The organism is Myroides phaeus (assembly GCF_009799805.1).
GTDB lineage: Bacteria > Bacteroidota > Bacteroidia > Flavobacteriales > Flavobacteriaceae > Flavobacterium > Flavobacterium phaeum_A.
Window position 1 is genome coordinate 1562453 of record NZ_CP047050.1, and the last position, 24164, is coordinate 1586616.

24 protein-coding genes are annotated in these 24164 nt (G+C 31.8%); 18 read left to right on the forward strand and 6 right to left on the reverse strand.

What is annotated here, in order from left to right:
* Positions 1-3015, reverse strand: a complete 3015-nt coding sequence (locus GQS07_RS07020; RefSeq protein ID WP_158210195.1) for a SusC/RagA family TonB-linked outer membrane protein — start codon at positions 3013-3015, stop codon at positions 1-3.
* A gap of 370 nt (positions 3016-3385) precedes the next feature.
* Between GQS07_RS07020 and dtd the strand changes: the two genes are divergently transcribed.
* From dtd to GQS07_RS07060, 8 genes are all read left to right on the forward strand, one after another.
* Complete coding sequence (gene dtd / locus GQS07_RS07025) at positions 3386-3838, forward strand: D-aminoacyl-tRNA deacylase (protein WP_158210196.1); 453 nt, start codon at positions 3386-3388, stop codon at positions 3836-3838.
* The gene (locus GQS07_RS07030) at positions 3838-4035 is read left to right on the forward strand and encodes a hypothetical protein (RefSeq protein WP_158210197.1); all 198 of its coding nucleotides are present in this window, start codon (positions 3838-3840) and stop codon (positions 4033-4035) included. Before dtd ends, GQS07_RS07030 begins: the two co-directional genes overlap by 1 nt.
* Before the next feature lie 11 nt (positions 4036-4046).
* The gene (locus tag GQS07_RS07035) at positions 4047-4373 is read left to right on the forward strand and encodes a nucleotide pyrophosphohydrolase (protein WP_090408976.1); all 327 of its coding nucleotides are present in this window, start codon (positions 4047-4049) and stop codon (positions 4371-4373) included.
* A 9-nt stretch (positions 4374-4382) separates the two neighbouring features.
* A complete protein-coding gene (locus tag GQS07_RS07040; protein WP_158210198.1) occupies positions 4383-5612 on the forward strand; it encodes a 3-phosphoshikimate 1-carboxyvinyltransferase in 1230 nt (409 codons plus the stop codon).
* Positions 5613-5727: 115 nt separating this feature from the next.
* Entirely contained in the window at positions 5728-6777 is a 1050-nt protein-coding gene (gene queA / locus GQS07_RS07045) for a tRNA preQ1(34) S-adenosylmethionine ribosyltransferase-isomerase QueA (protein WP_158210199.1), read from the forward strand.
* A gap of 232 nt (positions 6778-7009) precedes the next feature.
* Positions 7010-8293: a kynureninase gene (kynU, locus tag GQS07_RS07050; protein ID WP_158210200.1), complete on the forward strand. Its 1284-nt coding sequence runs from the start codon at positions 7010-7012 to the stop codon at positions 8291-8293.
* A 57-nt stretch (positions 8294-8350) separates the two neighbouring features.
* Positions 8351-9436 (forward strand): agmatinase family protein, encoded by a 1086-nt coding sequence (locus GQS07_RS07055; RefSeq protein ID WP_158210201.1) that lies wholly within the window; start codon positions 8351-8353, stop codon positions 9434-9436.
* A 171-nt stretch (positions 9437-9607) separates the two neighbouring features.
* Entirely contained in the window at positions 9608-10951 is a 1344-nt protein-coding gene (locus tag GQS07_RS07060; RefSeq protein ID WP_158210202.1) for an FAD-dependent oxidoreductase, read from the forward strand.
* A gap of 106 nt (positions 10952-11057) precedes the next feature.
* Here the strand turns inward: GQS07_RS07060 and GQS07_RS07065 are convergent, their stop codons facing one another.
* Entirely contained in the window at positions 11058-12596 is a 1539-nt protein-coding gene (locus GQS07_RS07065) for a helicase HerA-like domain-containing protein (RefSeq protein WP_158210203.1), read from the reverse strand.
* A gap of 339 nt (positions 12597-12935) precedes the next feature.
* Here GQS07_RS07065 and GQS07_RS07070 point away from each other — a divergent pair, with 339 nt between their 5' ends.
* From GQS07_RS07070 to GQS07_RS07110, 9 genes are all read left to right on the forward strand, one after another.
* On the forward strand, positions 12936-13763 hold the full coding sequence (locus tag GQS07_RS07070) for a MotA/TolQ/ExbB proton channel family protein (RefSeq protein WP_090408996.1): 828 nt from the start codon (positions 12936-12938) through the stop codon (positions 13761-13763).
* An 81-nt stretch (positions 13764-13844) separates the two neighbouring features.
* Positions 13845-14474 (forward strand): ExbD/TolR family protein, encoded by a 630-nt coding sequence (locus tag GQS07_RS07075; RefSeq protein ID WP_090408998.1) that lies wholly within the window; start codon positions 13845-13847, stop codon positions 14472-14474.
* A gap of 18 nt (positions 14475-14492) precedes the next feature.
* On the forward strand, positions 14493-15041 hold the full coding sequence (locus GQS07_RS07080; protein WP_090409001.1) for an ExbD/TolR family protein: 549 nt from the start codon (positions 14493-14495) through the stop codon (positions 15039-15041).
* Between the two features lie 27 nt (positions 15042-15068).
* Positions 15069-15923 (forward strand): energy transducer TonB, encoded by an 855-nt coding sequence (locus GQS07_RS07085; RefSeq protein ID WP_158210204.1) that lies wholly within the window; start codon positions 15069-15071, stop codon positions 15921-15923.
* Between the two features lies 1 nt (position 15924).
* Complete coding sequence (locus tag GQS07_RS07090) at positions 15925-16140, forward strand: hypothetical protein (protein WP_158210205.1); 216 nt, start codon at positions 15925-15927, stop codon at positions 16138-16140.
* Between the two features lie 175 nt (positions 16141-16315).
* The gene (locus tag GQS07_RS07095) at positions 16316-17266 is read left to right on the forward strand and encodes a PstS family phosphate ABC transporter substrate-binding protein (RefSeq protein ID WP_158210206.1); all 951 of its coding nucleotides are present in this window, start codon (positions 16316-16318) and stop codon (positions 17264-17266) included.
* A 24-nt stretch (positions 17267-17290) separates the two neighbouring features.
* On the forward strand, positions 17291-18949 hold the full coding sequence (locus GQS07_RS07100) for a tetratricopeptide repeat protein (protein ID WP_233269241.1): 1659 nt from the start codon (positions 17291-17293) through the stop codon (positions 18947-18949).
* Positions 18950-19066: 117 nt separating this feature from the next.
* Positions 19067-19702, forward strand: a complete 636-nt coding sequence (locus tag GQS07_RS07105) for a 7-carboxy-7-deazaguanine synthase QueE (RefSeq protein WP_158211344.1) — start codon at positions 19067-19069, stop codon at positions 19700-19702.
* Between the two features lie 35 nt (positions 19703-19737).
* Positions 19738-20160 (forward strand): DUF2059 domain-containing protein, encoded by a 423-nt coding sequence (locus GQS07_RS07110; protein ID WP_158210207.1) that lies wholly within the window; start codon positions 19738-19740, stop codon positions 20158-20160.
* 60 nt (positions 20161-20220) lie between these two features.
* Here GQS07_RS07110 and GQS07_RS07115 read toward each other — a convergent pair whose 3' ends face one another.
* A complete protein-coding gene (locus GQS07_RS07115; protein WP_158210208.1) occupies positions 20221-20931 on the reverse strand; it encodes a class I SAM-dependent methyltransferase in 711 nt (236 codons plus the stop codon).
* 62 nt (positions 20932-20993) lie between these two features.
* On the opposite strand from GQS07_RS07115, the gene GQS07_RS07120 reads away from it, so the two are divergent.
* Complete coding sequence (locus tag GQS07_RS07120; RefSeq protein WP_158210209.1) at positions 20994-21491, forward strand: YkgJ family cysteine cluster protein; 498 nt, start codon at positions 20994-20996, stop codon at positions 21489-21491.
* Positions 21492-21494: 3 nt separating this feature from the next.
* On the opposite strand, the gene GQS07_RS07125 is transcribed toward GQS07_RS07120, so the two are convergent.
* The 3 genes from GQS07_RS07125 to GQS07_RS07135 form a co-directional block, all read right to left on the reverse strand.
* Entirely contained in the window at positions 21495-21722 is a 228-nt protein-coding gene (locus GQS07_RS07125; protein ID WP_090409024.1) for a hypothetical protein, read from the reverse strand.
* 100 nt (positions 21723-21822) lie between these two features.
* Positions 21823-22584 (reverse strand): LytR/AlgR family response regulator transcription factor, encoded by a 762-nt coding sequence (locus tag GQS07_RS07130; RefSeq protein WP_158210210.1) that lies wholly within the window; start codon positions 22582-22584, stop codon positions 21823-21825.
* Between the two features lie 245 nt (positions 22585-22829).
* Positions 22830-24158, reverse strand: coding sequence for a RagB/SusD family nutrient uptake outer membrane protein (locus GQS07_RS07135; RefSeq protein ID WP_158210211.1), 1329 nt, complete (start codon positions 24156-24158; stop codon positions 22830-22832).
* Between the last annotated feature and the right edge of the window lie 6 nt (positions 24159-24164).

Below are 24164 nucleotides of genomic sequence, written 5' to 3' on the forward strand. Positions count from 1 at the left end.
TTAGAATGTAGCGTTAATAGAAAAAGTTAAAATAGGTTGTAATACATCATTTAGAGAGCCTTTATCTTTTTGTCTGCGATAGGTGTAAATATTGTCAGCTTGTACATTTACTTGTAAAGATTTGAAGTAGCGATTAATGAATGAGCTTTGTGTAATGCTATAACCTAATTGAACAAAGTTTAATTTTATATAATCAGTTTTATACACCGTTTTTGTTGTTGGATATTGATACAAATCATAAACAGAGCTTGGAAGGTTTTTAGCAGGATATAATTTGTTTTCGTCACCAATTTCAAACCACATATTGTCTAATTGTCCTTTAATAGCATTCTGATTAGCATTTGTATTATCTCTAATATAAGATTTACTATAAGTTGCTTTACCACCAGAACTATAGTTAATGTTAACAGTTAAAGACCAATTTTTATAACTAAAATAGTTGTTGAAAAAACCACTATAAGGAGCAATAGAGTATCCTAAATTATTGAAGTAATTAGGAGAGACATTGTCTTCATAGTTGATTATTTTTCCATCATTATCTACATATTGAGGTAATCCAGTAATAGGGTAAACACCATTATCTTGTAACCCATAAATAACACCTAAAGGTTTGCCAACTTCATATTCAGGAATAACAGATTGGTCAGATAAATAAATTTTATCCGTACCATAAAGATTTTTGACTTTATTAGCATTATAAGACATAGAAATAGATGAGTTCCATTTAAAATCAGCAATGCGTAGAACATCACCATTAAGCATTAACTCAATACCCTTGTTTTCTAATTTCCCGATATTTTTTGTAAACGTTTTAAAACCATTGCTACTTGCAATTGGAACAGCAACTATGGCTTCTTTCGTTAATTCGTTGTACAAAGTTGTTGTAAGGTTAAATCTATTTAGGAAACCAAAATCAATTGTAAAATTTGTCGAATAGGTTTGCTGAGGTTTTAAATCCTTATTAGGCAAAGCAAGGAGTTGTAAGATTCTACTTTCTCCGTAAAAGTTGTTAGAGTTACTGAAAGTCGTTGCAATATCACGAGGAGTAATTCCAACCATACTTGCTGTATAACCTAAAGAAGCTTTAAACTTTAAAGCCGTTAAAATATTCTGTTTAGCAAAAAAAGCATATTCACTTGGAGACCATCCGATACCCGTAGACCAAGCATTGTTCCATCTGTTGTTACTTGGTAAAAGAGAAGAACCATCTCTTTTAATGCTTACATATAGATCATAGGTGTTTTGGAATGTATATCCTAAAGCAGCTCCAAAACCTAATTGGGCATTTTTAATTTTGTTCCCAGAATTATTAGGAGCATAGGCTCCCGTTAAAGAGTTATTGATACCAGAAATACTGTTTATATCATCAGCAATACCATAACCAGACGCAGAAAGTGATTTTATATTTGTTATATAATAATCAGAATTGATTCCAATAAAAAAGTCGTGGTCTCCAATCTGCTTTTGGTAACTCGCACGAATGTTTGAAGAAAAATCAAAGTTTTTATTATCTTCCTCTGATAAGTAACCTTGTGCATTTATAGGATAATCACGTTGGCTGTATGCAGTACTATATATGCGTTTATTTACTTCCCCTAAACTATAATCTGCACCAATTACCCCTGAGATATTTAATTCAGGTAAAACATCCCATTGCATAACCAAAGAACTACTAAAGCGCTTAGTAGTACTTTTTTGATAGAATTGATTAATTAAGTCTTTATAGGAACGATTTTTGTCAAAACTATATAGTGTTTTACTTTCTTTTGTTTCATATGGGTTTAAAATGTAAGCAAGAGAAGATGGATCATTATCCATACCATTCTCCGTATTTGCAGTTGCTACCCCAAAGCTATTATTAATAGCAAGGTTGAAGTTATCTGATATTAGATAATTTAAGTTTGCGCGGGCAGTGATGTGGTTAATATCGTTACCAGGAATACGACCACCTTGTTTACTGTAATTCAAAGAATAGAAATAGGTGTTTTTTTCAGTTCCACCTCTCACACTAAAGTTGTACGATTGAAAATGATTAGGCTTAATAAGTTCTTTAAACCAATCAGTATTATATTGTTTAAGAGAATCAAGTACTCTGTTTCCCTCCGCTAATTTCGCTTGTAATAAAGGGCTATTTTGATAATTTTTAGTGATGTATTTCTCAGAGAATAGATATCCAGGAGTTGCCAGCATTTCCATTCGTTCTTCGAATGCTAATTTTTCATTTGTTCCCATCATTTCTACAGGACGTTCACCTCTAAGAGTAATTCCTTGTTTCATAGAAAAACTAAAAACAGGTTTGCCTTCAAAACCTCTTTTTGAAGTTAATTCAATTACTCCATTAGCTGCTTTTATACCATATAAAGCAGTAGCAGGAGCATCTTTAAGGACTTTTATCGTAGTAAAATCATTTGGATTTAAGGTAAGGAATGTTTCAGTAGAAATAATGATTCCATCCATTACAAAGAGAGGTTCATTAGCACTTCCATTGTAATTAAACGAAGAGTTACCTCTAATTCGTATTTCAGGTTTCTTTCCAAGTTCCCCTCCATAATTAACAGTTAATCCTGGTACTTGTCCTTGTAAAAGTTTTGCCATATCTATTTCAGAGCGTTCACTTAATTTATTCATATCAAGTGTAACTACAGAACCAGTTAGATTTCGTACATCAATATCATTGATATTGTTTGTGCATTTTATGAGCAATTCTTCGAGTTGCTCCATAATTGGGTTTAGATAAATATTTTGAGAAGTATTTTTTAAAGACATACGGATTTCTTCAAAACCTAAATGAGAGACGATAATGTCTATTTGTTTGGGAGCTGTAAATGAAAAGGTACCATTATCTTCAGTAATAAAAACTTGTTTAGTATCTATTAAGGTGATAATCGCACCTTGTACAGGTTTTTTCGTATGTTGATTGATTACTTTTCCTACATATTGTTGCGTTTGAGCAAAAGAGACAGTAGAAAGTAAAGAAATGAAAGCGATTAATAAATTGATTTTAAGAGGTTTCATAGTGAGTGTTTAATTAAGACTTATTCTAAATTAATGTGTAAAATTAAACATTTTATTAACTAATCAAAGACATATAGTTCTTTATTTAGATTGAATACTAATAATTGAATAAAAGTTAATTGTTGGAAAATGAGGTGTAATATGTTTGTTTATAGTTGTTTATGATTGTGTTGTTTCCTTTTTTGTTTATATTTTAATTAGAATTAGTGTAAAAAAGCATATTCTCACTAAGTGAATGTTGAGTAGTGTTTAGTTTGGATTTATATTGTTTTTTGAGGTTTTGATAAAGTAAAAAAAACGAGTAGAAAGAGAGGAGAGACTAATTGAAAGTTTTAAGTTTGTAGATATTGATTTAAAAAAGAATTATCAAGTGAGAACTGTAATACAAAGAGTAACACGAGCATCTGTAACTGTAGAAGGGCAAGTTATAGGTGAAATTGAAAAAGGATTGCTTATACTTGTTGGTATTGAAGAAGTAGATACACAAAGTGATATAGAATGGTTAGGAGGAAAAGTAACTAATTTACGTGTATTTGATGATGAGAATGGAGTGATGAATAAGTCTATTAAAGATATCGAAGGAGATATTTTGTTGGTAAGTCAATTTACTTTACACGCTTCTACAAAAAAAGGGAATAGACCCTCTTATATACGTGCAGCAAAGCCTGATTTTGCCGTGCCGATGTATGAGAAATTTATAGCACAATTAGAAAAAGAACTTGGAAAGACTATTCAGACAGGAAAGTTTGGAGCTGATATGAAAGTAGAACTCTTAAATGATGGACCTGTAACTATAATTATTGACACACAAAATAAAGAGTAATGAATACATTAGTAAAATATAGTTTTTTTACGGTTATATATATTGGATTAACTTGGTTTTTGTCAGATGAGTTAGGATGTGCCATAGCAGGAAATCAAACCTGTGTTTTGAATTTTATGGTAAAATATGTTGTATTTATGGCATTGATGATTATTTACGACAAGTGGATTAAAGGAAAAATATTTAAAAAGAATTAAGCATTAAAAAGATGAATATACAAGACGCACAAAAAGCAGTAGATAATTGGATTAAAGAACACGGAGTTCGTTATTTTAATGAGTTGACTAATATGGCTCAATTAACAGAAGAAGTTGGAGAAGTAGCCCGTATTATCGCAAGACGTTATGGAGAACAATCTGAAAAAGAAAGTGATAAAAATAAAGATTTAGGTGAGGAATTAGCCGATGTTGTTTTTGTTGTACTTTGTTTAGCAAATCAGACAGGAGTTAATCTACAAGAAGCTTTTGATAAAAAGATGGATGTGAAAACAAAGCGCGATCACGACCGCCACCACAACAATGAAAAATTGAAATAAACTGTTTATATGAAGAAGATACTCTCTCATAGTCAAATAAACAATCGTAAATCGTTGGTGATTTCAGGAAGTAAATCTGAAAGTAATCGCCTACTTATTTTACAGCAATTGTTTCCGTTATTACACATTAAAAACTTATCTGACTCAGATGATGTTTGTGCTATGGTAAATGCATTGAAGTCAACTACAGAAGAAGTGGTTGATATTCATCACGCAGGAACAACAATGCGTTTTTTGACGGCTTATTATTCTTTATGTACAAATAGAAGCTTGGTATTGACTGGTAGTAAACGAATGCAAGAAAGACCTATTGGTGTTTTGGTCGATGCTTTACGTCAGTTAGGAGCTGAAATTAGTTATAAGGGAATTGAAGGATATCCACCATTGCAAATAAAAGGACATTTGTCAGAAGGAGGGAGAGTTGTATTACCTGCTAATATTAGTAGTCAGTATATAACTGCATTATTGTTAGTAGGAACTCATTTTAAACAAGGGGTTGAATTAGAATTAATAGGAGATATTACCTCACGCCCGTACATTGAGATGACTTTGTCTTTATTAAATCAATTAGGGGTAGAAACACTTTTTGAAGGCAATACTATTGTTGTGAAACAATTAGAAAAACCATTGAAAAATAGTTTTACTGTGGAATCTGATTGGTCTTCCGCTTCTTATTTTTATTCCATAATCGCATTATCACCTATAGGAACAACAATGCGATTAAGTAGTTATAAAGAGAATAGTTTACAAGGCGATAGTAATGTAGCAAAGTTATATGCAAGATTAGGAGTTGAAACTATCTTTTTAGAAGATGATTGTATAGCGTTACAAAAGGTAGAAGAGGCAGAGTCTAAGTTTAGTGCGGATTTGGTAGAAACACCAGATTTAGCTCAAACAATTGCAGTTACGTGTTTCGGATTGGGAGTTGAATGTGAGTTAAAAGGGCTACATACGTTAAAAATCAAGGAAACAGATCGATTAGTTGCTTTACAAAATGAATTAACAAAACTTGGTGCTGTTATTGCTGTCACGGATGAGAGTTTATTTATCGATTCAAGTCAAGTGATTAATAGTGGGATTGCAATTGAAACTTACCAAGATCATAGGATGGCTATGGCTTTTGCTCCTTTAGCATTAAAGACTGATATAGTAATTCTTGAGGCAGAGGTAGTTAGTAAATCATTTATTAGTTTTTGGGATTGCTTGACTGAATTAGGATTTAATATAGCAGAGATATAAGCTATAAAAAGAAAAATATCGTTAAATACTTGACAACCCCTATCGTGAGGTTGTATATTTGCAGATTCTTGGACTATTATAGTCTTTAGTGTTATTTTAATTTAAACCGTATTCAATGAAGTTATCAAACTTTAATTTTGATTTGCCAACTGAGTTATTGGCAGAGTTTCCAGCTGAAAATAGAGATGAATCACGTTTAATGGTGATTGATCGTAAAGCAGGAACTATTGACCATAAAGAATTTAAAGATTTAATCGATTATTTCGATGAAGGTGATGTAATGGTATTAAATAATACTAAAGTATTCCCAGCTCGTTTATATGGTAATAAAGAAAAAACTGGAGCAAGAATCGAAGTTTTCTTATTACGTGAGTTAAATGCAGAACAGCGTTTATGGGATGTTTTAGTAGATCCAGCTCGTAAAATTCGTATTGGAAATAAATTATACTTTGGAGAAGATGATTCTCTTGTAGCAGAGGTAATTGATAATACAACATCAAGAGGAAGAACATTGCGTTTTCTATATGATGGGTCTTATGAAGAATTTAGAGTAAAACTTCAAGAACTTGGAGAAACTCCAATTCCTAAATATATCAACCGTGAGGTAGTTCCAGAAGATGCTGAACGTTACCAAACAATATATGCAACAGAAGAAGGAGCTGTAGCTGCACCAACGGCAGGATTACACTTCTCTAAGCACTTATTAAAACGTTTAGAAATTAAAGGAATTAAATTTGCAGAAGTTACATTACACATTGGATTAGGTACATTTAACCCAGTTGAGGTTGAAGATTTATCTAAGCATAAAATGGATTCTGAAGAGATGTTTGTAACTCAAGAAGCTTGTGATATAGTTAATGATGCTAAAGTAAGAAAAAGCAGAGTATGTGCTGTAGGTACTACAAGTATGCGTGCTTTAGAGAGCTCTGTATCTTCTAACCAAACTTTGAATCCTTTCGTTGGATGGACAAATAAATTTATTTTCCCTCCTTACGATTTCAGTATTGCTGACTGTATGGTAACAAACTTCCATATGCCTAAGTCAACATTATTGATGATGATTTCAGCTTTCTGTGGTCATGATTTAATGATGAAAGCTTATAAAGAAGCTGTAAAAGAGAAATACAAATTCTACTCTTACGGAGATGCGATGCTAATCTTATAGTAGAAGATTTTAAATAATTTATAAAAGAGGATATCTGTTTAGATATCCTCTTTTTTGTTTTGAGTTAAGGAAGCAAGGATATAAAGTAGTTAACACTATTGTGATAAGTTATTGTTTAGAGATAATCATTTAGTTATTTTAATAGAAAGTAGCATTCGGTTTTATTCGATGAGGTGTCTTTGAGATAGGATTAAAATAGTTACATTTACTAAAACCAAAAGCAATATAATTCATGATGTTTGAGAACACTCTTTCTTATGCAAAGAATTTAGATAGTAAAGATGTACTGTCTAAATACAGACAGGAGTTTAATTTTCCAAAAGTAAACGGGAAACAAGTTATCTACTTTACAGGTAATTCATTAGGGCTTCAGCCCAAAAGAGCAGTTAAGTTTGTAAATGAAGTAATGACTGATTGGGCAGAATTAGCAGTAGAGGGACATTTTTATGCAGAAAAACCTTGGTGGGATTATCACGAGAGATTCTGTGAACCTTTGTCAAAGGTTGTTGGAGCAAAAGCAAGTGAGGTTACTGTAATGAATACATTGACGGTTAATTTACACTTGTTAATGGCTACTTTTTATAAACCTACTAATGGAAAGTTTAAAATTATTTGTGAAGAGAAGGCATTTCCGAGTGATCAGTATTTAATACAATCACAAGTACAATGGCACGGATTAAACTATAAAGATGTTGTTGTAGAGGTAAAACGTAGAGCAGGAGAACACAATTTTAGAACGGAAGATATTCTTGCTAAAATTGATGAGGTAGGAGATGAGTTGGCTCTTGTTCTGATAGGTGGAATTAATTATTACACTGGTCAAGTATTAGATATGAAAACGATTACCAATTATGCACAGCAATACAATGCTAAAGTAGGTTGGGATTTAGCTCATGCTGCTGGAAATGTAGAATTAAAGTTACACGAGTGGAATGTAGATTTTGCAGCTTGGTGTAGTTATAAATATATGAATGGAGGACCAGGAAATGCTTCAGGTTGTTTTATACATGAAAAGTATCACCAAGATGAAACACTTGTTCGCTTAGGTGGATGGTGGGGACATAATAAAGAGCGTCGCTTTTTGATGGAAAAAAAATATGATCCAATTGAAAGTGCAAATGGATGGCAGATTAGTAATCCACCGATTCTAAGTTTAGCTCCTTATTTAGCCTCTGTAGAAATGTTTTCTGAAGTTGGGATGTCTACGTTAATAGGTAAAAGAGATCAAATAACAGCTTATCTTGATTTTGTTATTCAAGATATTGCAAAAGAAGTAGGCGGTAATTTTGAAGTAATCACACCAGTAGTTCCAGAAGAAAGAGCAAGTCAGCTTTCAGTTTTATTACACGGAGAAGGCCGTGAGTTATTTACTTATTTAATGGAAAACGGAGTGATAGTAGATTGGCGTGAACCGAATGTAATTCGCTTAGCACCAGTTCCTTTTTATACCTCTTATGAAGATATTTATCACTTTGGACAAATATTGAAACAAGGACTAAAACAATCTAATGTGTAGTATTGTTTTGAGATTGAATTATAATTTTAAATTTGCAAAAAAAATAAACATTTACAGATGTCAACAAAACAGCATAAAATAGACAATTTTGATCCTTCTCAACCAGGATTAGCTGATGCAAGTATTTATGGATTACCTTTTACTGCAGAAGAAAGTGAAATTATTGTAGTTCCTGCACCTTGGGAGGTTACTGTTAGTTATGGAGCTGGTACTTCTGAAGGACCAGAGGCTATTTTAGAAGCTTCTTTTCAAGTAGATTTACATCATCAACAGTATCCTGAGTTATGGAAATTAGGGATATTTATAGATGAGGCACCTGCACATTGGGCAGAGAATAGTGCAAAATATAAAGAAATGGCTCAGCCAATTATTGAGGCATTAGAGAATGGTGAAGATGTTGCAGAAAATCCAGCATTGCAAAAAGATTTAGACGCTATTAATGAAGCGTGTGAGGTATTCCATAAAGAGGTTGAAGAAAGAATCACTTATTGGATGGAAAAAGGTAAAAAAGTTGTGTTATTAGGAGGGGATCACAGTACGCCATTAGGATACTATAAGTCTTTAGCAAAATACCACGATTCTTTTGGAATTTTACATTTTGATGCACACATGGATTTAAGAGATGCTTATGAAGGATTTACTTATTCTCACGCGTCAATTATGTTCAATACTTTAGGACTGTCTCAAGTTGAAAAAATAGTTCAAGTAGGAATTAGAGATTTTTGTGAGCAAGAAGCTGAGGTTGTACATACTTCAAACGGTAGAGTATTAGTTCATACAGATTCGGATTTAAAAACAGATGAGTTTGAAGGAATGTCTTGGAAAGCGAAATGTGACCAAATCATAGATTCATTACCTGCGAAAGTAGCTATTAGTTTTGATATCGACGCATTGTTACCTTGGTATTGTCCAAATACAGGAACACCAGTTCCAGGAGGATTAACTTTTGAACAAGCTACTTATATGATCACAAGATTATCTGAAACGAATAAGCAGATAATTGGTATGGACTTGGTGGAAGTTGCACCAGGAGAAGATGATTGGGATGGAAACGTAGGAGCAAGATTGTTATTCCATATGTGTGGAGCTTATGCTAAATCACAAGGATTAGCAGTAGGAGAAAAAATAGAATTCAAAAAGTAATTTTGATATAAAGATAAAGAGCCATTTTTTGGCTCTTTATTTTTTTGTTATCATTTGTGGTTGTAGCTTTATGAGCTAAAACAAACAGAATTATAAGTAGTTATTATAGTCAAGATAAATTATGAATACGATAGTTTATTTGGTGTAATAGTTTCAAATAGTATAAATGTGATGAGTAAAGATATTGCAGTTGTAGGTAGTGGATTAGTTGGTGTTGTATTAGCATTAACTTTAAAGAAGAAAGGTTACCAAGTTGTTGTATATGATAAAAGTTGTGATATTAGAACGTTGGACTTTAGAGGAAGATCTATCAATTTAGCTCTTTCAGATAGAGGATGGCGTATTCTTGATAAAATAGGTATTGCAGATCAAGTAAGAGCAATTGGAATACCGATGTATCAAAGAGCAATTCATACAATAGAAGGAGAGGTTAAGCACCAACCTTACAGTGTTAAAGGAGATGCTATTTGGGCGATATCAAGAGGAGATTTGAACAAACACCTTATTACGATTGCGGAAGAAGCTGGTGTAGTTTTTAAGTTTGAGACACCGATTTGGGATGTTGATTTAGATAAAGGGCTATTATTTACAGCCAAAGAAGAAGCATTGCAATGGGAAGCAATCAAACATAATTTGATAATTGGGGCAGATGGAGCTTATTCACGCATTAGAGCAAGAATGCAAAAACAAAGTAGGTTTGAGTATCAACAATCATATTTACATTTGGGATATAAAGAGTTAGTAATTGATGCTACTGAGGTAGGAGAACACAAATTAGCAGCTAATTCTTTTCATATTTGGCCAAGAAAGGACTTTATGTTAATAGCATTGGCAAATGTAGATGGTTCTTTTACTTGTACATTATTTATGCCTTTTGAAGGAGATGTTTCATTTGAGAGCATTAAAACAGAAGAAGATATTCAGGTGTTTTTTGCTAAGTATTTTCCAGAAGTATCCCAACTAATACCTGGTTATATAACACAATACTTAAGAAATCCTGTGAATTCACTTGTAACAATGAAATGTTTTCCTTGGATTCACAAGTCTAAAGTAGCCTTAATTGGCGATGCTGCTCACGCAGTAGTTCCGTTTTATGGACAAGGATTAAATGCAGGATTAGAAGACGTATTTGTTTTAAGTGAAATACTTGATCAGTATGATGAGGTAAATTGGAATGAGGTTTTGAGTCGTTATCAAGAGATGAGAAAGCCAAATGGTGATGCAATTGCCGAGTTGTCATATCAAAACTTTAGAGAAATGAGTGAACATACGGCAGATGATACTTTTTTATTGCGTAAGAAGATAGAGAGTAAGTTTGCTTCTCAATACCCGGATTTATGGTTGCCTTTATATGATAGAGTTACATTTAGTACTGATACGTACGTTGCAGCTTTAGAAATGGGAAAACAGCAAGGTTTATGGATGGATATAATAATGAGAGAAGATAATATTGAAGAGAAATGGGATTCTCCAGAGATAATGGAAAAGTTGAAGGAGATCGTTCAATCTGAATAATGTAATAGTAGATGTTAGCTTGTTTATAATATAAAAGAGCTAATATTTTCTATTTATTAGAATGACTAAATAAAAAAAGGCTGTCTATATAGACAGCCTTTTTTTATTATTTTTTACCTTTTGTATTATTAGCAAATATTTTATTTAATATTCCAAAAGCACCACGAATAAAAGTAGCACTTGTTACAACTTTTAAAACACTTTTTGTAATATCATTGTTTTGACTTTTTGGAGCAGCAGTAGTAGTTTTGGAAGTTTTTGTTGGCTTTTGAACCTCTACTTCTTCTGACTGCATTCTTTCTAGCTTAGCAGTTAAGATTTCGTAAGCACTTTCTCTGTCAAAATAATTATTGTATTTTTTCGCTAAAGAAGATTTGTCAATAATAGAATTAATTTCATCGTTAGATAAAATATCCATTCTACTCATAGGTGCTCTCATTGCGCAAACAGTAAGTGGAGTAGGAATTCCTTTTTCGTTTAAAGCAGTTACTAAGGCTTCTCCTGTACCTAATTGAGTAATGATCTCACTGGTTTTATAAAATTCAGTTTGCGGAAAGTTTTCTGACGCTGTTTTAATTGCTTTTCTGTCTTTTTCAGTAAAAGCTCTTAAAGCATGTTGAATTTTTAAACCTAATTGTGCTAAAACACCATTTGGAATATCAGTTGGATTTTGTGTGATAAAGTATATACCAATTCCTTTAGAACGAATTAATTTTACTATTGTTTCAATCTGATTAAGTAAAGTTTTGCTTGCTTCATTAAATATTAAGTGAGCTTCATCAATAAAAATAACTAATTCAGGCTGTCCACTATCTCCTTGTTCAGGCATTTGAGAATAAACTTGAGCAAGTAGATTCAACATAAATGTAGAGAAAAGTTTAGGTTTATCTTGAATATCTGTCAAACGTAAAATATTAATATAACCAAGACCTCTTTCATCAACACGCATTAAATCTGAAATATCAAATGACGGTTCACCAAAGAAAAGTTCTCCACCTTGTTGTTCAATTTCGATGATTTTACGAATAATTGCACCTGTTGAAGCTGCTGAAATTCTACCATAATCAGCTTCAATTTCACTTTTTCCTTCGTTAGTTAAGTACTGAAGCGTCTTTTTAAAGTCTTTAATATCTAATAAAGGAAGTTTTTTATCATCACAATATTTGAAAATTAATGAGACAATTCCAGATTGAGTTTCATTCAAATCAAGGATTCTACTAAACAAAATAGGGCCAAATTCTGTAATTGTAGCACGTAATCGCACACCGTTCTGTTCAGAAATAGTCATTAATTCAACAGGGAATCCCTGAGAATTAAAAGGTAAATTCATTTGCTGATGTCTATTTCTAATAAATTCATTTTCGACTCCAGGTTGAGCAATTCCACTAAAGTCACCTTTGATATCCATCATTAAAACTGGTATACCTTTTGAAGATAATTGTTCAGATAAAACCTGTATAGATTTAGTTTTTCCTGTCCCTGTTGCTCCAGCGATAAGGCCGTGTCTATTAATGGTTTTTAAAGGAATTTTAACTAAATGATCACTAAGAATAGCGTCGTCTAATTTGGCACCTCCAATTGTGATATAATCACCTTTAAAAGTGTAGCCATTTTGAAACTGCGATGTGAATTTTTCTGTATTCATTTATTAAACTTAAATGTGAATATTTTCATTTACAAAGCAAAGATAATGATAAGTAAAATTATAAATAGTATAAAATTGAAATGTTAAAAATGAGGGTTCTGTAAAAAATAGTATGGTTTAATTCAATTAGACTTATTATCTTTACCTTTACTTAACATTTCCTTTTATATATGGCTGTTAAATTTCCTTAGTGTTAATTCGTCAAATAAACAATTTAAAAAAAGCATTTTAAATTTTTTTATTTGCTGTAAAAACATAAATTTGCGACTCTCATATGTATTAAAAGAGAAATAAGTAATAAGTAATAATTGAAAAAAAAAGAATTAAATTTTTAAAAAGATGACAAACGAAACAGTTGAGAAAAAAGGATCTAGTTCAGGAGCAAGCAGAGTAATTGCATCACTAGCAGTAGTATTTTGTGTGGTTTTTGGTTACATTATTTGGAAATTTGTAATGGGTAACCCTGCAAACTTCGAAAATGGTGATCCTGAAGGACACCCACTTCCAGGTAACTTCATGGGAATGGTTTATAAAGGAGGAATCGTTGTAGCAGCGTTAATTGGTTTATTAACAATGACAGTGGTTTTCTCAATTGAAAGATTCTTCGTAATCTCTAAAGCTGCAGGAAAAGGAAATGTAAGCAAATTCGTAGAAGATATCCAAGGTACAATCAACGCTGGAAAAATCAACGAAGCAATGGATGCATGTGATGCTCAACAAGGATCAGTAGCTAACGTAGTTAAAGCTGGTTTAGTTAAGTATGAAGAAATGAAAAAAGAAGGTTTCTCAAGTGAAGAAGCTACAGAAGCTATTCAAAAAGAAATCGAAGAAGCTACAACATTAGAAATGCCAATGTTAGAAAGAAATATGATTGTATTAGCAACATTAGTTTCTATTGGTACTTTAGTGGGGTTATTAGGTACAGTAACAGGTATGATTAAAGCGTTCTCTGCTTTAGCAACTTCTGGTACACCTGACTCGGCAGCATTAGCAACAGGTATTTCTGAGGCTTTAGTATGTACTGCTACAGGTATTGGTACTTCTACATTAGCTATTGTTATGTATAACTCATTTACAACTAAAATTGATAGATTAACTTATTCTATTGACGAAGCAGGTTTTGCTATTACTCAATCTTACAGAAGATTCAAAGGTTTAGTAAAATAATTCGAGAATAAGAATATAATATTAATACTGATAACCTGTGTTAGTAAGATAACACAGGTTCAGTTTAAAAATTAACTATCAATGGCTAAAGGTAAAATGAAAAAGAAAAGTATGAGAGTGGATATGACCGCGATGTGTGACGTGTCATTCTTACTTTTAACTTTCTTCGTATTGACTTCTACAGCAAAACTTCCAGAGCCATTACCTGTTGATACTCCAAATTCTACAGTACAAACTAAATTACCTGAGGTAAATTTAGCTACTATTACAGTAGGTGGTGAGAATGGAGCAGAAAAGGTTTTCTTTGGAGTTTTAGGTAAAGAAGATCGTATAGCTACCCTTGAGAAAATGGGTGAGCGTTATGAAATAGAATTTAATGATCAAGAAAAACAGACGTTTTCTTACATAGAGGGTGTTGGAACTCCAATTAAGGATTTGAAAAGTTTCTTGAATCTTCCGCCAGATGTTAGAAATAAAATTAGTGCATCGCAACCTGGAATCCCTACGGATTCAGTAAACAACCAATTAAAGGATTGGGTTCAAACTGCACGTATTGTTGCTAAAGAGAGAAATAACAAAGTACTTGAAGTAGCTATTAAAGCTGATGCTGAAGTACACTACCCTAAGGTAAAAACTGTTATGGATATTTTGCAAGAACAACGTTTGAACAAATTTTATTTGGTAACAGGTCTAAGAAATGAAGATTTTTAATCATTAAAAAAACTGTAAATGGCTGAATTAAATACAGGTGGAGGCGACGGTAAAGGCAAAAAGGTAAGAAGTAAAAAGCAAAATGCAGGTGTTGACTTAACAGCAATGGTGGATTTAGCGTTCTTATTGATTACGTTCTTTATGTTGACAACATCAATGAATAAACCGCAGTCTATGAATCTTGCAATGCCTGACAAGGATAAAGATGAATTGCCAGATGAAGATAGTAAGACTAAAGTCGATGAGAATCGTACTATGACTATCTTGTTAGGTGCGGATAATAAGTTAAAGTGGTATATGGGGATGCCTCACGAGCCACTTGAGGGACCAACAGAATCTACTTATGGTCAAGCAGGAATAAGACAAGTTATTTTAGAGCACAATAAAAAAGCTTTAGCTTATTCTCAAGATCCAGAGAAAGGACTGATTGTTATTATTAGAGCGAGTGAGAGTTCTACTTACCGTAATCTTGTAGATATATTAGATGAAATGGCAATTACGAATACAAAAGCGTATGCTATCGTTGATATCACAGCACAAGATTTAGAGTTCTTAGGAGAAAAATAGTTAACGTCTTATTGAAAAAAAGAAATTATGTCAAAATTAAATATCTTTAAAAAAGATTGGATTGATATTGTATTCGAAGGACGTAACAAATCTTACGGAGCTTATCAATTAAGATCTGAAAATCCAAAAGTTACTACAGTTGCTTTGTTTGCAGGTATGGCAATGTTTGGTTTAGCAATTGCTTCTCCAATGCTTATCGCAATGGCTAAGGGAACTTTCGGTATAAAAGAAAAAAAGGTGATTGATCAAGTAATCGAAGTGGTTGATATTAATTTACCACCACCGATTGAAGAGTTACCACCGCCACCACCAGTGGAAGAAACTCCACCGCCACCGCCACCAGCGGAATCAACTAAGTCGGTGAATGATCAAAAGAAGTTTGTTGAACCTGAGATTGCTAAGAAAGAAGAAGTAAAAGAAGAAATCGCTAAACAAGATGACTTCAAAGATGCTGACCCTGGTACAAAAGATCAAAAAGGAGACAAAGAAAAAGGAGACATTAAAACTGGTGAAAAAACTGGTGAAGCTGACAAAGGAAAAGGTTCTGGAGACGGAGATGGAGACTCAAATGAGGTTTTCGTAGCTGTACAAGTTAGAGCTGAGTACCCAGGAGGTATGGCTGCTTTTAATAAACAGTTTATTAGTAGATTTAGAACACCAGATATTGATTCTGGAGTTAAGAGAATCCAAGTTATTGTTCAGTTTATTGTGGAGAAAGACGGATCTTTAACAGATATCAAAGTAGCACGTGACCCAGGTTATGGAGCTGGTAAAGAAGCTGTGAGAGTCTTGAAGTCTATGCCTAAATGGAAGCCTGCAATTCAAAACAACAGAACAGTTCGTTCTCAATTTACATTACCAATTACTATCCAAGTACAATAGTATGTTGATAAATAAATTTAAACAGAAATCGCTACTTCAGCGATTTCTGTTCATTTTAGGACTTGCCTTCTTTCTTATTTATTTAGGATTAGGTATAATGTTCTTAGTTTGGAAGGATATGCCAATAGCCTTAGAATACACTAATCGTGTATGGTTTGGGGTATTACTTATCGTATATGGTGTCTTTCGATTTATTCGATTATGGCAACAAGAATAGAGAAAGCTACGTGAAAACGTAGCTTTTTTTGTATATACTATTTCTTATGTAGTTCTTTTAATATCTATAGTGTTTTTTCAATATATAGAATTCGATTATTTAGGAACTTCTATTATTGGATGTTCCTTTAATTTTTTATCTTTAGGGAATAACAATTATAGTAAGTTCATACCTAATGAAAAAAAGAGGTTTTAGATTATTATGCAGTGTTGCATTATTATCTTGTGTTAGCGTAGCTTTTGTACAATGTAAAAAAAAGGTTGATCATGTAACAAAAGAAGAAATAGATTTTAGTACATTAGAAGAAACACCGGTTTCAGGACAGACGAATATTTTAGTTGATGAGTCTATCTTCCCTATTGTTAATGATGTTAACGAGATTTTTATGTATGAGTATGATAGAATCAAGATTAATTTACTTAAACACACTGAACAGGAGATTTTAAATTTATTACTTAATGATTCTATTCGAATTGCTGTTTTGCCACGCGAATTAGATGAAAAAGAATTAGAACTTTTTAAAGGTCGCGTTACTCCAAAAATGACTCATTTTGCTTCTGATGCGATTGTTTTTGTAACCAATAAAACATATAATGACAGTGTTATTGATTACAATAATGTTATTAAAAATTTACAGAGTAAATCTGTCGATGCAGAGGATAAAACAATTTTGGTATTTGATAATATTAATTCAAGTGTATCTTCTGCTTTTAGAAAAGCGGCAAGTGTTACTGAGTTTCCAAAAGATTATGCTTATTATTTGAAAGATACCGATGCTGTAATTGAGTATGTAAGTAAAAATAAAAATGCAATAGGCGTTATTGGTTTAAATTGGTTAGTACAACCAACAGTATCTACTGAAAAGTTGTTAGAAGGAATTAAAGTATTAGCTGTAAAGAATTATGAAGATGGAAAATACTATAAAGCAACTCAAAATAATATTGCAGAAGGTACTTATCCTTTAATTAGAAAAGATTACGTGATTGATATTCAAGGAAAATCGGGATTAGGTGTAGGTTTTGCATCTTATATCGCTGGATACAAGGGACAACGTATTGTTTTGAAATCGGGTTTAGTGCCATTTAAAGTACCACCAAGAGAACTTAACGTTCGTAAAGAAATATAGAAATATCTATAAAACAACCATATCATGATTATGAATAAAAAAATGGTCTTGTCATTATTGGCAGCAGGTATAGTTAGTAGCTCTATGACTGCACAAGATTTGGAGACCGCAAAAAAAGCTATACAAGATGAGCAATTGGATAAAGCAAAAGCAATCTTACGTTCATTAGTTATTGATAAACCCAATGATGGTAAAAATTATTATTATTTGGGAGATGTTTTTTTAAAGGAGGAGCAAGCTGATTCTGCACGCTTCTTTTTTGAAAAAGGTATCGCTGTTAAAAGTAAAGGCTTCTTAAATAATATTGGTTTAGGACAATTGGCTTTAGAGGCGAATGATGCTGTCAGAGCAAAAGAATTTTTAAACAAGGCTTTATCAGAAATACGTAAAAAGGATTATGACGAGCAGTTGTTAGTAGCAAATGCTTATTTGTATTCAATGAATAGTCTTCCAAAAGAGGCACAGAAAATTGCCAGTTCTGTAATTGAAAAAGATTATACAATTGCAGAAGCACATAATGTAATGGGAAAAGCATATATGGAGCTGAAAGACTTTAATGAAGCTTTCTCTTCTTTTAGAAATGCAATTTCTTATGATGAAGGTTTACTTGATGCTAAGTTGCAATTGGCAATTATTACTAAACGTGGGCGTGGTTATAAAGAGGCTATTAGAGCGTGTGAAGAGATACTTGCTGTAAATAGTAATTATGCTCCAGCCTTTAGAGAAATTGCTGATAATTATTACCTATTGTCGAGGAGAGACAATGATAATAAGGAAGCTCATATAATTAATGCTAATGAAAATTACAAAAAGTATATTGTCGCTTCAGACAATGCGATTGATGCGCAGATGAAATATGCTGATTTTTTATTGTTGACGGATAATTATAAAGCTTTGGAAGATTTAGCAAAGAATCTTAAAAATGTAAAAGGAGTAAATAATCGTATTCTTCGTTATTTAGGTTACGCATCATATCAAAATGGAAAATATCAGGAGGCAATTGATGCAATGACAAAGTTTTTAGGTATTAGCTCAAAAGCTATTGGTCGTGATTATTTGTATTTAGGATTAAGTCATATTGCTTTATCAAAAGACAGTAAAGAAAATTACGAAATAGGAGTTAAGAATTTAAAAGAAGCTATAAAAGTAGAGCCTGCTATTGCAGGTGAATTTAATGGTTTAGGTGTTGATTTATATAGAAAGTCAATGTATAAACAAGCGATAGATATTCTTAGTATTTCAGCTGAAGTCAAAGATCAACCTAATGTGAGTTATGACAACTACTATACTGCTTATTGCTATTATCAATTGGGTAGTAGTAATGAAGCGCAAGGACAAGAAGATTTATTAAAAGCTGATCAGTATTTTGCCAAAACTATTGTATTGGATCCAAGTATTTCAGAGGCTTACTTCTTTAAAGCAAGAACAAATCGTTATCTAAAGACAGAAACTGCTTCTAAAGGCGTTTTTGAAGCTTACCAAGGATTCATTAAGTCTTTAGAGGATAAACAAGCATTGAATAGCCCAGATTATCAAGATCAAGTAATTGAAGCTTATACATCAATCGCTACGTATTATGCAAATAATGAGGATAACAAAGAAGCAATAGATACATTCAATAAAGTATTATCTCTTGATCCATCAAATGAATTTGCGAAAAACACGATTAAAGCATTACAGTAATCTCAATTACTAAAACTAAAACATATTAAGAACTCATCTTTAATTAGATGAGTTTTTTTATTATAACTAATATTTGTTTTGTTTATCGCTTATCTTTGCACTTTAATGAAAAGTAAAATGTTGAAAGAGGAAAACAATAAAGCATTGAAAGAAGGAAAAGAATTACCATTAATGGAAGAGTTTTATACTATTCAAGGAGAGGGATTCTATTCAGGGCATGCTGCATATTTTATTAGACTTGGTGGATGTGATGTTGGATGTCACTGGTGTGATGTAAAAGAAAGCTGGGATGCAGAACTACATCCATTGACTACAGTGGAAGATATGGTAGCTAAAGCATCTGAAAACGAAGGTAAGCTTGTTATTATTACTGGTGGGGAACCTTTGATGTACAATTTAGATTATCTTACAAGTGAATTGAAGAAAGAGGGTATGCAAACAAATATTGAAACATCAGGGGCTTATGAAATGAGTGGAGATTTTGATTGGATTTGTTTGTCTCCTAAAAAGAATAAATTGCCTACACAAAGTGTTTATGATGCAGCACATGAGTTGAAAGTAGTTATTTATAATAAGCATGATTTCATATTTGCAGAAGAACAAGCTGCAAGAGTAAATGATAATGCTTTGTTATTGTTACAAACGGAGTGGAGTAAGAGAGATGAGATGACACCATTAATTGTAGAATACGTCAAGAAAAATCCAAAGTGGAAAATATCTATGCAAACACATAAATATTTGGATATTCCTTAATTAAGTTTAATTTTATAATTGATAAAAAAATAAATATGAAAAAAATATTACTATCATTTGTTTTAGTATTTGTAGCTCAGTTCTCTTTTGCACAAGAAGGATTTAAAGCTGATACTAAGAAATATATGGAGTTAAGCGGACAGTTAAAAACGTTTGAGTTACTAACCAAAGACTTAGCTAATGACGTAGCAGAGGAAAAGAGAGCTGACTTTAACAAAGAGTTGAAGGGAAGTTTAAATCTTCTATTAGATAAAATGGCTGATATGTATATGACTGAGTTTACTCATGATGATATTAAGAAGTTAATTCAGTTTTATGAATCACCAATTGGAAAAAAACTAAGTGATAAAAATGAAGTTTTATTCGAGAAAGGACAAGAAGTAGGAACTGAATGGGCTATGGGTTTACAAGGTATTTTTATGAAATATCTTGGAGATGATTCAAAAGTTGGAGAATAAATAAAAAAGCGTCTGTATAATTATACAGACGCTTTTTTATTTATCTAATCCTATTTTAGGCTATGTAAGGCTAAGTTTAGCTAAATAGTCACAATTATTACCTTCTTGAAGTAATTCGCAGTTTAAACCATTCGCATTAGCTGCATTTTGTAGTGTATTATAATCTAAGTATAACCAATTGAAAGGTTCTTCAATTTCTCCTTTGTATTCTACAGTAAAAACTAATTCACCATAATAATCTTTATTATCCATTGGAATCCATTTACCACCGTCTTCATCTTCGTCAAACATGTATATTAAATCCGAACTGTCAATCAATATTTGTCCACCAGGATTAAGTAATGACTTAAGATGAGTTAAATATTTAGTAGTATTTATTAGTCTTCCAAAAATACCTGTACCATTCATTAATAGTAAGATTGTATCAAATTTTTCGTCTTTGATATCTAAAATGTTTTTTACTTCTGCATTTTCAATACCTCTTAGTTTACAAGCTTCTATAGAGTTTGCAGAAATATCAATTGCTTTCACATCAAATCCTTTATTAAGTAGGTATATGCTGTGAGCACCAGCACCACAACCAACATCAAGTATTTTACCTCTACATTTTTTTAAAGCTAATTGTTCCAATTTAGGCATTTCGTTAAACGATCTAAAAAGGTATTGAATATCCATTTCTTCTGCTTCAGAAATGTCTGTCTCAGTAATTAATGACTGAGGGTTGTTATTTGTTTGAAAATCTAAAATAGCTTTTCCTAAAAGATCTTTCATTATTTCTTAATTCATTTAAATTTAAAAAGGAGTTATTGTAATTTTGCAGTAAAATAATTTCCATGGATAAAATACTGAAACAACTTCCTAAAGTTGCCAAAGATAAGCATAATGAAAATAAAAAGTATTTCGATAAATTAAAAAAGAAAGCACCTAAAGATTTAGATTATAAGATGCAAGAAATACACGATAGTGTATTTAAGCGTACAGATTGTTTAAGTTGTGCTAATTGTTGTAAAACGACAGGACCGTTGTTTACCAATGCTGATATAGAAAGAATAGCGAAGCATTTAAAAATGAAACCCCAACAATTTATAGATACCTATCTACAGATTGATGAGGATCGCGATTTTGTTTTACAAAGTCTTCCTTGTACTTTTTTAGATGCTGAGAATTATTGTATGATTTATGATGTACGTCCTAAAGCATGTAGAGAATACCCACACACAGATCGTAAAAAATTTAATCAAATAGCTAATCTAACATTAAAAAATGTAGCTATATGTCCAGCTGCATTTGAAGTAGTAGAGGAGATGAAGAAAAAAATAATTTTAAAGTAAAAATTATATAAAGAAGTGTTCTTCTTCTAAAGAAAGGATTTGTTCGTCTGTTAGATCTTCTAATCTATCTACAGCATCTTCAATTCTATCTTTGAAATATTCAACAACTTCTAAAATCATATTCTTTAACTTTTCGAAAAAAGCAACTGCATTGTTTAAATAACCTTTAATTGCTTTAAATAAGTCAAGTATTCTATCAACGAAATCGATTAAGCGATCACTTATGTTCATAATGTAATTTTTAGTTTTTCTCAGTTTGATTTCTTCAAATATAATAAATTATTATAGCAGAGTTTCTTAAAATTACAACAAAGTTTATATGTTATTTTAATTAGCTTAACCAAGCTTTTAATTCAGAAATACAGTTTTTACTGACCAAAATAGTATTATTATCTTCTGGATTAGGAGTAAGGATAACTTCGATCTTTTGACTATTGTGTTTTACGATATGATGTACAGCTTTTCGATTGATAATGTATTTTCTATTAATTTTAAAGAATACCTTGTCATCTAACTTATTGATGATATCTTTAATAGTATCGTCATAAATGTAGCTATTGTTGTCAAAAGTATGAATAAATAAATGCTTGCCCGAAGCAAAGAAATAGGCAATATCAGCAGTTTCAATAGATTTTAATTTATGTCCATTATTCACTAAAAATCTTTTTCTATATTCATTAGTCGTTTGTTCTTCTATCTGGACAAGTGTGTGTAATGTTTGTGTAATTTCAAATTTTTGTGTGATATTTTTGAACTTAATTAAAGCATTTTCAAGTTCCGGTTTTTCAAATGGTTTAAGTATATAGTCAATAGTAAATTGTTTGAAAACTTGAATGGCATAGGAATCAAATGCAGTTACAAAAATTATTGGTGTAGTAATTTCTACTTGTTCGAAAATCTCTAAACTTTTGCCATCACCGAGGTGAATATCCATAAAGATTAGATCGACTGTATTAGTTGTAAAAAAAAGGATTGCCTCCCTTACTGAAGATAGTATTATTATATCTTCAATTGGAATTACAACTTGTTTTAATAATAGTTTTTTTAAATACGTAGATGCTAAGAATTCATCTTCTACAATGGCAATTTTCATTTGTCATTTTTGTTTTTACAAAAGTATAAAATTTATGAATACATATTAAGATATCTCTGTACAAGGACTGTAGAGTTGTTTTAAATGTAGTTTATTAGGTGGATGTTCAGAGCATTCATTGAGTACAATAGGTTTAAATATGATACGAATGATTGGATATATTATGATAGTTATAAGCAAAAAAAAAAGGAAGCGTAACGCTTCCTTTTTTCCTTGTTGTTTAAAGTATTCTTAGAGAATTCAAACTATAAGTTTGGATTATTTTCTCTTGCCTTTTTAGGGAAAGGCAATGTATATCTTACGTCGTTTTCAATTAGTTTATATACGTGAGTACCTAATTTATGGTTAATTTCTTTTTGATCAAGGCGTCTTAGGTCAAACCATCTACGTCCTTCAAAAGCAAATTCTTTAAAGCTTTCATCTAAGATTGCATTCATCATCGCTTTTTGATCTAAACCATTTAGAGAAGCTATTACTTTACTCGCTGCTTCTGGTTTATATCTATTGTTAATGATTGTTTTAAGAGCATCAGTAGCTTCTCCTAATCGATTTAAGTGAGTTAATGCCTCTGCTTTCATCATATATAAATCAGATGTACGGAAAGACACCTTTTGGTTGTCTTTACCTGTTTTTACAGGAACATAAAAGTCTCCAGATTTTTCAAAAGATACAGCAAATCTTAAATCGTTCTCTTTATCAAATGCATTTAATAGATCTTGTGATACATAAGTCAACGATTGTAAAGTTGATTGTAAAGCAGTTTCTAAAGCTAAGATTGACTCTACAGATTTAAAATCTGCAACAGAAATATCTTTAGTTGTATTTAAGTTTTGTAATTCACTTTTATACGTCATCGCTTTATCAATGCTTACAAGTGCAGCCTCATACTCTTGTTGATATAAGTTTACTCTTGCTTCTAAAGCATAAATAGCGGCTTGTGTAAAACGGTAGTTTTTACCAGCGTCATAGAAAGTAACTTTCAAATGCTTTTTAGCCATATCAATATCACTGTGAACTTGAGCATAAACTTCAGTCATTGTTGACTTTGGTTTTCTGTTTTCAATATCAATTTTGTTTTGCAATACGATAGCTAAATCAGTTGAAGCAGTTGCAGGGTTATATGGCTTAGCATACAGGTTTGTTAAGTCAAAATAAGCCATTGCTCTAATAGCATAAGCCTCTCCTAACAATTGCTCTTTTTCATCCCCAGTCTCCATTGTATTAACACCTTCATTAATCGTCTGGTTAGCATAGAAGATTGTTTTGTAAAATTGGTCATATCCAAATTCCAAGGTTTGTTTGTCAGGATTAGCATCTTGAAAGGTATAAACATCTTTAACACCCAAGAAGCCAAAGTTTTCTCCATTTGCTTCTATGAAAATTTCATCTGTACGAAAGTTAGTTAAAGATTTATGTTTAGGATAACCTTGATAAGCAGAAGTTAATACTTTTCGAAAATCTTCCACTGTTTTAGGGATAATCTTTCCTTGAGGTTCAATGTCAAGAAATTTTTCACAACTTATAGTGGTTACTCCTAAGAGTAAACCACTAAGTAATACTAATATTTTTTTCATTTTAGT